At 67.6% G+C, this 12,601-nt stretch carries 15 protein-coding genes; 7 read left to right on the forward strand and 8 right to left on the reverse strand.

Annotation, left to right across the window (positions count from 1 at the left end; genetic code table 11):
• Positions 1-13: 13 nt before the first annotated feature.
• From ACFVWG_RS27360 to ACFVWG_RS27370, 3 genes are all read right to left on the reverse strand, one after another.
• On the reverse strand, positions 14-814 hold the full coding sequence (locus tag ACFVWG_RS27360) for a hypothetical protein (RefSeq protein WP_391546274.1): 801 nt from the start codon (positions 812-814) through the stop codon (positions 14-16).
• A complete protein-coding gene (locus ACFVWG_RS27365) occupies positions 814-1,122 on the reverse strand; it encodes a hypothetical protein (RefSeq protein WP_391546275.1) in 309 nt (102 codons plus the stop codon). The genes ACFVWG_RS27360 and ACFVWG_RS27365 overlap by 1 nt, the downstream gene beginning before the upstream one ends.
• Before the next feature lie 107 nt (positions 1,123-1,229).
• Positions 1,230-1,856, reverse strand: a complete 627-nt coding sequence (locus ACFVWG_RS27370; protein ID WP_391546276.1) for a hypothetical protein — start codon at positions 1,854-1,856, stop codon at positions 1,230-1,232.
• 62 nt (positions 1,857-1,918) lie between these two features.
• On the opposite strand from ACFVWG_RS27370, the gene ACFVWG_RS27375 reads away from it, so the two are divergent.
• From ACFVWG_RS27375 to ACFVWG_RS27395, 5 genes are all read left to right on the forward strand, one after another.
• Positions 1,919-2,287: a (deoxy)nucleoside triphosphate pyrophosphohydrolase gene (locus ACFVWG_RS27375; RefSeq protein WP_391546277.1), complete on the forward strand. Its 369-nt coding sequence runs from the start codon at positions 1,919-1,921 to the stop codon at positions 2,285-2,287.
• A 166-nt stretch (positions 2,288-2,453) separates the two neighbouring features.
• On the forward strand, positions 2,454-2,750 hold the full coding sequence (locus ACFVWG_RS27380) for a LuxR C-terminal-related transcriptional regulator (protein ID WP_391546278.1): 297 nt from the start codon (positions 2,454-2,456) through the stop codon (positions 2,748-2,750).
• Between the two features lie 107 nt (positions 2,751-2,857).
• The gene (mshB, locus tag ACFVWG_RS27385; RefSeq protein ID WP_391546279.1) at positions 2,858-3,787 is read left to right on the forward strand and encodes an N-acetyl-1-D-myo-inositol-2-amino-2-deoxy-alpha-D-glucopyranoside deacetylase; all 930 of its coding nucleotides are present in this window, start codon (positions 2,858-2,860) and stop codon (positions 3,785-3,787) included.
• A gap of 56 nt (positions 3,788-3,843) precedes the next feature.
• Complete coding sequence (locus tag ACFVWG_RS27390) at positions 3,844-4,362, forward strand: flavin reductase family protein (RefSeq protein WP_391546280.1); 519 nt, start codon at positions 3,844-3,846, stop codon at positions 4,360-4,362.
• Between the two features lie 147 nt (positions 4,363-4,509).
• A complete protein-coding gene (locus ACFVWG_RS27395; protein ID WP_391546281.1) occupies positions 4,510-6,279 on the forward strand; it encodes a VanW family protein in 1,770 nt (589 codons plus the stop codon).
• 10 nt (positions 6,280-6,289) lie between these two features.
• Here the strand turns inward: ACFVWG_RS27395 and ACFVWG_RS27400 are convergent, their stop codons facing one another.
• Entirely contained in the window at positions 6,290-6,727 is a 438-nt protein-coding gene (locus ACFVWG_RS27400) for a type II toxin-antitoxin system PemK/MazF family toxin (protein WP_391546282.1), read from the reverse strand.
• Positions 6,728-6,738: 11 nt separating this feature from the next.
• Positions 6,739-7,671 carry a GNAT family N-acetyltransferase gene (locus ACFVWG_RS27405; RefSeq protein WP_391546283.1) on the reverse strand — a complete coding sequence of 311 codons (933 nt, stop codon included), beginning with the start codon at positions 7,669-7,671 and terminating at the stop codon, positions 6,739-6,741.
• Between the two features lie 284 nt (positions 7,672-7,955).
• Here ACFVWG_RS27405 and fdxA point away from each other — a divergent pair, with 284 nt between their 5' ends.
• A complete protein-coding gene (gene fdxA / locus ACFVWG_RS27410) occupies positions 7,956-8,285 on the forward strand; it encodes a ferredoxin (RefSeq protein ID WP_391546284.1) in 330 nt (109 codons plus the stop codon).
• A 40-nt stretch (positions 8,286-8,325) separates the two neighbouring features.
• On the opposite strand, the gene ACFVWG_RS27415 is transcribed toward fdxA, so the two are convergent.
• The 3 genes from ACFVWG_RS27415 to dapD all read right to left on the reverse strand — a co-directional run bounded on the left by ACFVWG_RS27415 (position 8,326) and on the right by dapD (position 10,988).
• Positions 8,326-8,829 carry a hypothetical protein gene (locus ACFVWG_RS27415; protein WP_391546285.1) on the reverse strand — a complete coding sequence of 168 codons (504 nt, stop codon included), beginning with the start codon at positions 8,827-8,829 and terminating at the stop codon, positions 8,326-8,328.
• Positions 8,830-8,868: 39 nt separating this feature from the next.
• Positions 8,869-9,846, reverse strand: coding sequence for a hypothetical protein (locus ACFVWG_RS27420; protein ID WP_391546286.1), 978 nt, complete (start codon positions 9,844-9,846; stop codon positions 8,869-8,871).
• Between the two features lie 206 nt (positions 9,847-10,052).
• The gene (dapD, locus tag ACFVWG_RS27425) at positions 10,053-10,988 is read right to left on the reverse strand and encodes a 2,3,4,5-tetrahydropyridine-2,6-dicarboxylate N-succinyltransferase (RefSeq protein ID WP_391546287.1); all 936 of its coding nucleotides are present in this window, start codon (positions 10,986-10,988) and stop codon (positions 10,053-10,055) included.
• A gap of 628 nt (positions 10,989-11,616) precedes the next feature.
• Between dapD and ACFVWG_RS27430 the strand changes: the two genes are divergently transcribed.
• Positions 11,617-12,594, forward strand: coding sequence for a LacI family DNA-binding transcriptional regulator (locus ACFVWG_RS27430; protein WP_391546288.1), 978 nt, complete (start codon positions 11,617-11,619; stop codon positions 12,592-12,594).
• Positions 12,595-12,601 lie beyond the last annotated feature (7 nt).

Genomic DNA, 12,601 nt, shown 5'->3' on the forward strand with positions numbered 1-12,601 from the left:
AACTCGGGAGTCCTCAGTTCAGGAAGCGCAGGTCGGAGAACCAGCCGGCCGACAGCGCCATGATGTAGAAGTCGGTCAGGATCACGGTGAACAGCGACGCCATCGCGAACGTGCCGTGCTTCGGGTTCAGCTTGGAGACGAACGTCCAGTACCGGTACCGCATCGGGTGCTTGGAGAAGTTCTTCAGCCGGCCGCCGACGATGTGCCGGCAGGCGTGGCAGGAGAGCGTGTAGAGCCAGAGCATCACCAGGTTGACCCAGATGATCAACGTGCCCAGACCGATACCGAAGCCGCCGTCCTTGCCGTGGAAGGCCTGGATGCCGTCGTAGACGTTCAGCAGACCGAAGACCAGCGCGCCGTAGAAGAAGTAGCGGTGCAGGTTGAGCCCGGTCAGCGGGAACCTGCTCTCACCGGTGTACTTCTTGTGCGGCTCCGGTACGGCGCAGGCTCCCGGGGCGAGCAGCAGGGAACGCCAGCCCGCCTTGCGGTAGTAGTAGCAAGTGCCGCGGAAGCCGGCCAGCACCGCGAAGGTGATGATGCTGTACGGGATGAAGACCGGGAACTTCGGGAACCAGCTGCCCAGGTGACTCGAGCCGGGGACACAGCCGTCGTTGATACACGGCGAGTACAGCGGAGTCAGGTAGTGGTGGGCATCGACCCAGTACCACTTGTTCATGAAGATCCGGATCGTCGCGTAGACGATGAAGAAGGCCAGGATCACGCCGATCCGCAGCGGCGCCAGCCACCAGCGATCGGTCCTCGCGGTCTTCAGTCCAACTTGTGCGCGCCCGGGAGAGTCAACTCCATGTGCCATCAGGGTGCACGCCGATCAGGTGCGCCGAAGCCTTCGTGCTCCGCGTCTGTCCACATGGACGCGTCATACTCCACGTCGGGAATCTCCTCGAGGTCCTCCGGAACCGGTCCGGGTCTGTGCTTCGGGTCGGGAGGGCCGAGCTCGGCCAGGTCGTCACTCAGCCGGGCCACATCCGACACCAACCGGCGGATGCCGAGGGTGTCGCCGTACTCCTGACTGAGTTTTCCAACGGCCGCATGCAGAGCTTCGAGTGCGCGGACTACAGGCGCGACGGCGCCGTTTGCCCCTTTAGTGTCACTAGCACCCATGCCGACTCCAGTGATGGTGTTGTAGCTGTCAGTATGGGCACACTTTGCCGCGATGACGCAGGCAACGGAAGACCTCTCGGTACGGCGTGTTTCGACTTAGGGTTACCTCAGTTGCCGACGGCCGACGAGTGGAGTAATGGAGCGAATCCGGCCTTCAGGACAACGAGATTCGCCGGTGGCGTGAGCACCTCGACCTCGATCAGGCCGGCGGGTCTTCGCGGTTTTTCGTAACCCTGCCAGGCCCACGGCAGCACGTGCCGATCGAGCACGAGCGCCGGGCGCCCGTCGTACCGGATCATGGCGCCGTCGGGTAGTCCGTCGAGGTGTCGCACGGTGGTGCGTTGCTGCCGCGTCCGTGGTTCGACGCGTTGACTGTGCAGTACGGCGTCCATCGCGGGTGCGCGTGGACGCTCGGCGAGGTCGTTGCCCTGCGCCCAAGCGCCGGCGTACCGCAGAAAGTCCCTGCGCCGGCAGTAATGACACGGTCGATGGCCGGCCGCGAGCGCGACGGCTTCGTCGAAGAAGAACAAGGCCGTCCAGCGCCCAGGTGGCATCGGATCGCGCTGAACGCCCTTCCAGTCAAGGACGCAGCAGATCCACGCCTTGGAGCGCCAGCGGGTGGTGCCGAGGGCGCGATCCGGGCCGTGCAGCGAGCCGCGGTTGCCCATCAGCAGACCGCGGCCAGGGTCGGCCACGATCTCCTGAGTGGGGAGAACTCTGTTCTGCAACGGCATACGGCTCATCGTGCCGCAGCCCGCCGACAGTTTTTCCTTGCAGGTCGTGGCACAGTCGTCGCGTGCAGATTGTGGTGGGAGTCGCCGTCGTCCGTGGGGATCGGGTGCTGGGTGCTTATCGGCCAGGCCCCGAAGGTGGTTGGGAGTTCCCGGGCGGCAAGGTCGAGCCGGGCGAGTCCGAAGCGGAGGCGGCGATCCGCGAGCTCCGGGAGGAGCTGGATCTGGAGGTCGAGATCGGCGCGTCGCTCGGGCCCGGCGTCGACATCTCCGACAAGTACCGCCTGCACGTCTACCGGGCCTCGATCGTGAGCGGCGAGCCGGTACGGCGTGAGCACGCCGAACTGCGGTGGTTCGCGGCGGCCGAGCTCGTCGAGGCGGACTGGCTGGTCCCGGACCAGCCGTTTGTCAGGGCCCTGCGCAACCTCTTGTAGTGGCGGAAGTCACATTGCCGCCACGGATGCCGAATTGTGACGATCCATCACGCTGAGAAAACGGCCCCGGCCGCAACTGTATGGGTTGTTTGTATGGGTTGTACCTGGTGAGTGGTCTACGCCGCCCGCGAGAATCCTTCTGCACGCTACTGGGGAGGAGTGAGGAATGTCGGTGTATCAGGTCGTCCCTTCCGTCCGGAGGGAAGACATCGCGTCGGAGGACGTCTGTGAGATCTACGAACTGGGATCGCGGCGGCAGACGCCCGCCGAGATCAGGGAGCTGACCAGCCGCCAGATCGCGATCGGCCGGATGCTGTCCACCGGGACGAAGGACGCCGCGATCGCTCGTGAGCTCGGTCTGTCGCTGCGTACCGTTCGGGCCGAGGTCAGTGCGCTCGTGGTCGGTCTCGGCGCGAAGTCCCGCTTCCAGGCGGGTTGTCTGCTGGTTCGCCGCTTCGGCTGATCGGCACTACTGCGCGCCCGCGCCCACCGGAACTTCGGGCTCCGGTCGGGGCGCGGGCTGCTTGCTGTCCGGGAATAACTGTCCGGGCCCGGACGTAGTCTCTGAACATGGCTGATCTTTCCCCACCGAAGGCTGCACAGCGGCGGTTGCTGCTGGTCCACGCCCACCCGGACGACGAGACCATCAACAACGGCGCCACGATGGCGCGCTACGTGCAAGAAGGCGCTCACGTCACGCTGATCACCTGCACCCTCGGTGAAGAGGGAGAGGTGCTGGTCCCCGACCTGGCCCACCTGGCCGCCGACCAGACCGACCAGCTCGGCCCGCACCGGATCACCGAGCTCGACGCTGCGATGGCAGAGCTCGGCGTCACCGACCACCGTTTCCTCGGTGGCCCCGGCAAGTTCCGCGACACCGGGATGATCTACAACGACGAGGGCAACGCCGACGTCCCGCCGGACACCCGCCCGGACAGCTTCTGGCAGGCCGATCTGCTCGCCGCCGCCAACGAACTGGTCCCGGTGATCCGCGAGATCCGCCCGCACGTCCTGGTCACCTACGACGAGTACGGCAACTACGGCCACCCGGACCACATCAAGGCGCACCGCGTCGCGATGTACGCCGCCGACCTGGCCGCGGCCCGGTCCTACCGCGAGGACCTCGGCGAGGCCTGGGACATCCCGAAGATCTACTGGACCGCGATGATCGAGTCGGCGATGCGGGAGAGCCTGCGCCAGCTCCGCGCGGCCGGCGACACCACGACCTTCGAGGGGATGGACCCGGAGGGGCCGATGCCGCCGCTCATCACGCCGGACCGGTTGATCGACGCGATCATCGACGGCACGGACTTCCTCGATCGCAAGATGAACGCGATGAAGGCGCACGCCACCCAGATCACCGTGGACGGACCGTTCTTCGCGCTCTCGAACAACAACGGCAACACGATCTTCGGTGACGAGGGCTACCGCCTGGTCAAGGGCACCGCGGCCCCCGGCCTGAAGGGCGTCGAGGACGACCTGTTCGCCGGTCTGGAGTGACTGTCCCCACACGCCTGTGCCCGGCATCGAGGATCAGCCGGGCATAGGCTGCAGGAGTGTCTGCGCCCGAGCCAAGTGGGACCGTACCGCCCGGGGAGTTCCGGGCGGCGGTGGGCCAGTTCGCGGCAGGCATCCTGATCATGACCACGCTGCAGGACGGCGTGGCGCACGCGATGACCGCGAATGCGTTCAGCTCCGTGTCCCTGGATCCGCCCCTCGTGCTCGTCTGCGTGGACAAAGGCGTGCGGATGCATGACGCCGTACTGGATTGTGGCTATTGGGCGGTGTCTGTGCTGGCCGCGGACCAGCAGCGGTTGGCGGCCCGGTTCGCCAAGTCGGGGCGGGATCTGTACAGCCAGTTCGACGGTGTCGAGACCGAGGCCGGCCCGAAGACGGGTTGCCTGGTGATCGGCGGTGCGCTGTCCTGGCTCGAGTGCCGGACCTGGGCCACGTACGACGGCGGCGACCACACGATCGTGGTCGGTGAGGTGCTCAGTTTGGGGCACGGCTCGGCCGGCGGCCAGGGCCCGTTGATCCATCACGCCAGTCACTACCGGGAGTTGCCCGGCGGCTGAGCGTGGCGAGAACGTCGTACCGGCGTCTTTTGGGGCAGGTGGAGCCTGCCCCAAAGGTCGGGAGGGCCTGCCCCGTCCCGTAGGATGTGCGCTTGTGTCCCGAGCGGACGCAGCCTGACCACGGCTCGAGCAGGAGGACTTAGTCCGGTGGGGAGAAAGCAGCTCGCGGGGATCATCGCCGCGGCGGGACTGGGTGTGATCGTCGTGGGGTACGGCGCCGCCTTCGCGTTCGCCGGAGCCAAGATTCCCGGTGACACCACCGTGCTCGGCATCCCGCTCGGCGGGCTGTCGGAGAGTGCCGCGAAGACCAAGCTCGAGGCCGGTCTCAAGGACCGGCTGGAGCAGCCGATCAAGTTCAAGGCCGGCGACTCGGCGACGGCGTACTCGGTGAGCCCGGCCGATGCCGGGCTGAGCCTGGACGTCGACGCGACCGTCGCGCAGGCCGGGGCCGGCCGCAGCCTGGCCCCCGCCCGGATCTGGCGCGCGCTGACCGGTGGTTCCGCGGTCGAGCCGGTCGTCGCCAAGGACAAGGCGAAGCTGCAGGCCGCGGTCGACAAGCTCGCGAAGCAGGTGAACCGCCCCGCCACCGAGGGCACGATCACCTTCGACGGCCTCCAGCCGGTCACGCACAAGCCGGCCGAAGGGCTCGAGCTCGACACCGCGAAGGCCACCGACGTCATCCCCAAGGCCTACCCGTACGGCGGCTCCGCGGCCGACCTGCCGGTCCAGGTGACCAAGCCGCAGGCCGGGTCGGACGCGATCAGCAAGGCCGTCACCGACTTCGCCGAGCCGGCCGTGGCCGCACCGATCAAGCTGACCGTCGGCGACAAGTCGGTCTCGCTGAGCCCGTCCGAGTTCGCGCCGGCACTGAAGTTCACCGTGAACGGCGGCGAGGTCAAGCCGACGCTGAGCGGCAAGCAGCTGGAACCCTTGTTCCAGAAGCGGTTCAAGACCCTGGAGACGCTGCCCAAGGACGCGACCTTCCAGATCGCCGCCGGCAAGCCGAAGGTCGTCCCGGCCGTCGACGGCATGGTCGTCGATCGCACGAAGGTCGTTCCGGCGATCATCTCGGTGCTGTCGAAGCCGTCCGGCGAGCGCACCGCCTCGGTCGGCCTGGCGAACACCAAGGCGAAGGTCACCACCGAGCAGGTCCAGGCGCTCGGGATCAAGGAAGTGATGGGGCAGTTCACCACGAACTTCCCCGACGCGGCCTACCGCAACACCAACATCGGCACCGCGGCGCGCAAGATCAACGGCACGCTGCTGAAGCCGGGCGAGACGTTCAGCCTGAACAAGATCGTCGGCGAGCGGACCAAGGAGAACGGCTTCACCGAGGGCAACATCATCAGCGGCGGCAAGTTCGTCCTGGACCTCGGCGGCGGCGTCTCCCAGTCGGCCACGACGACCTTCAACGCGGCCTTCTTCGCCGGGCTCAAGGATGTCGAGCACAAGGCGCACAGCGTCTACATCAGCCGCTACCCGATCGGCCGCGAGGCCACCGTGGCGTGGCCGTCGGTGGACCTGAAGTTCCTCAACGACTCCGGCCACGGGATCTACATCCAGACCATCTTCACTGCCTCGACCTCCAGTCACCAGGGCGAGCTCACGGTGAAGATCTGGGGCACCAAGGTCTGGAACATCACCGCCCGCGCCTCCGGCAAGTCGAACCCCCGCGCCCCCGGCCTGGTCTACAGCCAGGAGGCGGGCTGCCGTCCGCAGGCGCCGACCGCCGGCTTCGACATCACGATCTTCCGGGACTTCTCGAAGAACGGCGTCAAGGTCAAGACCGAGCAGTTCACCACGCACTACAATGCGGCCGACGACATCCGTTGCGGCCCGAAGCCGGGGACCACGACACCGCCGCCCGCCGGCACGGGCAAGCCGCAGGGCACCGAGACGCCCCGCAAGCCGAGCTGAGGCCGGCTAGCTAGCTGCGATGGAGGGTGTGGAGCTCAGCCGCGACCTGGTTGAACAGGTCCTCGCTGATCACCGCACCCTCTCGCCGTACCAGGGCTGGCTCGATCCGTAGCACCCGGTCCAGCCGGACCTCGCTGTTGCGGCCCTCGCGGTCCCAGTCGCCCTTGCCGACGTCCATCCAGACCCGGCCCCAGCGCGCCTCGTCTGCGGCGTCGCGGTCGTGGTCCTTGCTGGTCAGGATCAGCGCCAGCAGGTACTGCTCGTCCGAACCGACGACGAGCACCGGCCGGTCCTTGCCCCGGTGGTGGTCCTCCTCGAACGGGACCCAGGTCCAGACGACCTCACCCGGATCAGCCACCCCGTCGTCCGGGTGCGGCTTGTACTCCACGTGCACGGTGCCTTCGAAATCCCCGGGGTACTCCGGCCGCTCGGCCACCTGATCCGCCATACCGTCAGAGCCTACTGGGACGGACTGACCAGATACCGGTAGCGATACGCCTCGACGTACCCGAGCCGCCGGTAGGCCGTCACCGCCGGCAGATTGCTCTCCAGGACCTCCAGATAGGTCCGGCGGCCGCCCTGAGGCCCTGCCCAGCGCGCCAGTGCCTGTACGACGGCCCCGGCCAGCCCGCGACCCCGATAAGCCGGTGCGACGCGGACAGTGTCGACTCCGAGCCAGTGACCGGTCATCGACCCCCGTCCGACCGCCACGAGGTGCCCGTCGACCGCGATCGAGGCGAAAACGGCCTTAGGAGCCCCTTCCAGCACAACTGGCGCCGGCGCGGGAACCGGTCCGTCGAAGGCAACGCCGTACCAGCTCTGGTCGGGACGCTCGGCGAGCTGGACCTCGTACGGCGGGAGTCCGTTCACGTGGTCGAGCGTCGTGTGCATGACGAGGACGTCCGAGCGGCCAGGGTGGGCGTCGATCCAGCCGAACTCCTGGAGGTCGGTCGCGGCCGGGCTGCCGAGGCGGATGTGGGCCTGCGGCGGGAGCCCGCGCTCGACGTACCAGGCCTCGGCTCGGTTGAGGGCCTCGGGGATCGACATGCCCGGGTTGCCGGTGGGGAGCAGCGAGTTGCCGCGGCTGGTCCAGCCGCCGGACGCCCGCAGCAACCACTCGCCCAGGTACGACGTTTCGGCCGCCGGGCGACCGAGTGCCGCGATCAGGAAGAGCTGCTCGACGTCGACCGGCCTGAGCGGCATCTCGGGGATCGGCTTGGCGGCGGTGATCGCCGTAAGCGCGATCCGGTGCCGGCTGCTGTTGGCGTGCCGGACCACGAGGTGGTCCTCCCGGCGGTCCTCGAGGACGCCGATGACGTCGGTTAGGCCACCCTTAGTTCGATGCCGGACGACCACACGGTGTCCGATATCACGGGTATCAAGGCCTGACACGATCCGGACTCCTGGCAGAGTGGGCAGCGTATTACCGTGATACTAGTGTCGTGCAAGCGATGTAGCTCGGCGCTACCGGCGCCCAGGCACGCACCTCGCGGCACTTGTGCAGCAGCCACGATGGATCCGCATCGAGGCCGCCGCTCAAGCACCACGATGCACGCACCTGGACACCGCTATCGCTCGAACTACACCACTTGCACGACACTAGAGACTCTTGCACCACCGCAGCGCAGCAACCCAGAGGACCACCGCTGCGCTTGCCTGCCCTAGGAGGAGTAGCAGTGACCTACGTCATCGCGCAGCCGTGTGTTGACCTGAAGGACCTCGCTTGCGTCGAGGAGTGCCCCGTCGACTGCATCTACGAGGGCAACCGGATGCTCTACATCCACCCGGACGAATGCGTGGACTGCGGAGCGTGCGAGCCGGTGTGTCCGGTCGAGGCGATCTACTACGAGGACGACACCCCGGAGCAGTGGAAGGACTACTACACCGCGAACGTCGACTTCTTCACCGACCTGGGCTCGCCGGGTGGCGCGTCCAAGATGGGCAAGATCGACAAGGACCACCAGTTCATCGCCGCCCTGCCGCTGCAGGTGCACGACGAGCACTGAGTGCTGACAGGGTGGGGTGCCGAGCGCACCCCACCCTGACTCAGAACTCCGCCTTGGTCTCCACCTGAGCCAGCGCCTGCTCGCGGGCGAGGCGGAAGCCGATGGCACACAGTCCGGCACCGGGGAACCCGATGACGGCGAAGATCAGCACGGTGCGGATCATGATCTCCTTGATCGCGTCCTCGCTGCCGCCGCTCGACCACAGCTCGATCGCCGAGTGGAAGCCCACGGTGAGGGCGATCCCGATCAGGCCGTAGCCGGCGATGATCAGCAGCCGCCCGAAGCGGTCGCGGAATCCGCGTCTGCGCGCGCCGCGCCACAGGTAGCGGCCGAAGGTGAAGATCAGGCCGCCCCAGACGGCCATCAGGAACCTGTCCACGATCGGGACCAGGTCGTCGGTCGAGGAGCTGGGACCGACGCCGGAGATGGCGGCGAACGCCATCACGACGCCGTACAGCAGCAGGCCGAGGCCCACCACGATCAGCACGAGGCCGGCCAGATTGAACAGGACGTTCGGCCGGTGTTGCACCCCCTGATTGGTCATGTACTCAGGGTGAGCGACAACCTTCAGAAAGTCTTCAGATCACTGCTGGAGAACATCGACGTGAACGTGGTCCAGATGGCGGAGGATCTTCGGGTCACCGCCGCGTTCCGGTGGGGTGTAGTCGCGCCACCCGCTGTCCGAGCGCCCGCCGGCTGACCAGATCTTGTCGCTGAAGATGATCGTCTGGATGTTCAGCATCTTGGCCCGGGCGACCAGGTACTGCGCCATCGCCCAGCCCTTGGTCGTGTTCGCGGCTGAGATCGGCCGGACGAACACGTCGACGGCCCGGCCCTCGTAGTGTGCCGATCCCTCCATGTGTCCGGTCGTCACACCCTCGGGCGCGTAACCACCGGTGGAAAGCTTTCCGAAGGTCGTCAGGAGATCCCGCCGTACGGCGTCTGCCCGCGGGGTGAGCCCGTTCTTGCCGACTGTCTGAGCCGGTACGTCGTCCGGGTTGACCGTGCAGCTGAAGACGGCCTTCGAGTTGCCGGTGAGCGCGGATGCGAGGATCCGCGCGTCGGCCTCGTGGTCGGCGTACGCCTCGGGAAAGGCGCTGCGCTGGACCCGGTCGGCCGCGACGGTGACCGCGAGCTTTTGGTAGTTCTTGATCTTCACCAGCGCGTCGTAGAACTTGCCGGCGGCGTAATGCGGGTCCTGCACCTGCTTCGCCGTACCCCAGCCCTGCGACGGACGCTGCTGGAACAGGCCCAGCGAGTCCCGGTCGCCGTGCGCGAGGTTGCGCAGCCCCGATTCCTGGTACGCCGTCGCTAGCGCGATCGTCGCCGCCCGGCCGGGTAGCCCACGCCGTACGGCGACTCCCGCGATGATCGCGGCCGACTCGGCCTGCTCCAGGTCGAGCTCGACCGTGGCGCCGTTGACCGAGGCAGTGCACTGCTCCGGCGGTGGCAGCAGCGGCCCGATGCTCTTCCCGCCGATCCAGGCCACAGCTCCGCCGATGACCAGGCTGAGCGCCCCTACGGATCCCAAGGCGATCAGCACGCCCCGTTTCATCGGCATACCGCTCCCAACGTGTGGGAGCGGCGGCCTGGTTCCTGACTGTTGGTCACGATGTGGTTGACGCTTGAACCCGCCAAGCGGTTGGCGCGTGCATCAGGCGGTGTCGCCGATCACGCGTGCCGTGTGAGTGATCACGCGTGCGGTGTCAGTGATCACGCGTTCGCGTGCAGTGCCGATGGTCACGCGTTCGCGTGCAGTGCCGATGGTCACGCGTTCGCGTGCAGGGCCTCGTTGAGCGTGATGCCCTCGCCCTTGCGCGGCCGCGCCTCGACCGCACCGGTGACCGAGTTGCGGATGAACAGCAGCCCCGGCTGACCGGACAGGTCGCGCGCCTTGACCACGGTGCCGTCCGGCAGCGTGACCTTGGTGCCGGCCGTCACGTACAGCCCGGCCTCGACCACGCAGTCGTCGCCGAGCGAGATGCCGGTCCCGCCGTTCGCGCCGAGCAGGCAGCGCTTGCCGATCGAGATGACCTGCTTCCCGCCACCCGACAACGTGCCCATGATCGAGGCGCCCGCCCCGATGTCACTCCCGTCGTCGACCACGACACCCGCGACGATCCGGCCCTCGACCATCGACGTACCGAGCGTGCCGGCGTTGAAGTTCACGAACCCCTCGTGCATGACGGTCGTGCCCTCGGCCAGATGCGCACCCAGCCGAACCCGGTCCGCGTCCCCGATCCGCACCCCACTCGGTACGACGTAGTCCGTCATCCGCGGGAACTTGTCCACACTCGTCACGCTCAGGTGCTGACCGGCCGCCCGCGCCCGCAGCCGCACGTGCTCGATCTCCTCGACCGGCACCGGCCCGATCGACGTCCACGCGTTGTTCGGCAGCGCGCCGAAAATCCCGTCCAGATTCACCCCGTGCGGCTTCACCAGTCGATGCGACAACAGGTGCAGCCGCAGATAAGCATCGGCAGTGCCCACCGGCGCCTCGTCCAGCACGATCTGGGTGCTCACAACCTCACGTCGTACCGCCCGCAGCTCGTCATGCCCCTCAGCCGCCACCAGCTCAGCCGGCGCCTTGACCCCGTCCGGCCGCTCCCCCAACTCCGGACCCGGGTACCAGACATCCAGCACCGACCCGCCGGCAGTAACAGTCGCAAGCCCAAAGCCCCACGCGTGGTTCACGTTCGTCATACCCCCACCCTGCCAGACGCCTGGTCGCCCTCAGAAAAGGGGAGTGAAGTGCCCCGCCCGGCGACGGCCGGTGGTCACAAACCGGGGGGCCGGGCGGGAGGCTGGGGTTGGTCTGCCGGTCGTGTACATACCGACTGTTAGTACGCTCACCGGCCGCCCGTGCCAGGACCACTGTCACGCTGCGGCACGACTATCACGGCTGCGTATTGACAGTTCGTCTGTACACCCGCGACCCCCGACGGTGCTGCCGGCCGCGTCGCGGCAGCAGGTAGCGCTGCGACCAAGACCCTGCCGGTACGCCGTGTCCGTACCGCGGTGGGCGGCGGTTCCGGGCAGGACACCTCGCTCCCCAAACCGGTTTGGGGAGGATCAGGGACGGATTCGGGGGGTGGATCCACCCCGAACCCCTACCTCAAGCCAGGTACTTGCAGTTCTTCGTGCCGCGCCCGGACAGGTCTCCAGCAGTCACAAGGTGTCTCACGCCACCACAGGTGGCGCGAGACCAGCTACCGCGGATCCTGTGGTTTCTGGATGTCGGCACCGCGTGGGGCCTTTCGGGGGTGGTCGAAGGGGTTGGTGGGAGACGGGCGGGGCGGTATCTATACGTATAGATCTGGGGGGGTGGGGGATGACGCGGGTTACGCAGGCCGATGTGGCTCGGGCGGCGGGGACGTCGATGGCCGTGGTCAGTTATGTGGTGAACCGGGGACCGCGGCCGGTGGCTGAGGAGACTCGGCAGCGGGTGCTGGCGGCTATCGAGCAGACGGGGTACCGGCCGGATGGGGTAGCTCGGGCTTTGGTGGGCGGGTCGACCATGACGCTGGGGTTGATCGTTCCGGATATCGCCAACGAGTTCTTCGCGGAGTTGGCGGGGGCTGTGGAGCACGCGGCTCGCGCGGCCAAGCGGACTGTGTTGCTGGCCAACTCCGATGGGGACGTACAGACCGAGCTGGGGTTGCTGGAGACATTTCTGCAGCGGCGGATCGACGGGGTGGTGATCATCTCGAAGGCTCCGATCACGGCGGCCCGGATGCTCGAGCAGGCCGAGACGCGGCGGGTCTTTCTGGGCGCGGCGCCGGCCGGGGAGTCGTCGATCGGGGTCGACAACTTCGGCGGGGCGGTGGCCGCGACCATCCATCTGGTCGGGCACGGGTTCGAGCGGATCGCGATGATCGGCGGTCCAGCGGGGGATGAGGTGGCGGAGGCGCGCCGAGCCGGTTGGCAGCATGCGATCACCTCGCTCGGGGCGGTCGACGACCTTGCCTTCGTGCATCAGCCGTTCACGTTCGACGGCGGGTACGTCGGTGCGCGGCAACTACTCGGCGCCCGTCCACAGGCAGTCTTCGCGGCGTCCGATCGGCAGGCGATCGGGCTGCTCCGTGCGGCCGCCGACGAGGGGCTGTCGGTACCCGATGACCTGGCCGTCATCACGTTCGACGGCTCGGCGGCCTCGGCGTACGCGGTGCCGTCGTTGACCACCGTCCAGCAACCGATCGCCGAGATGGCCGCGCTCGCCGTACAGCAACTGATCGAGCCTGATCCGCAACCCCTGAACGCTGTTCTCGAGGTGGGCCTGGTTGTCCGCCGGTCCTGTGGATGTTCCTGAAGGAGGC

The sequence above is a fragment of the Kribbella sp. NPDC058245 genome, assembly GCF_042882005.1.
Lineage (GTDB): Bacteria > Actinomycetota > Actinomycetes > Propionibacteriales > Kribbellaceae > Kribbella.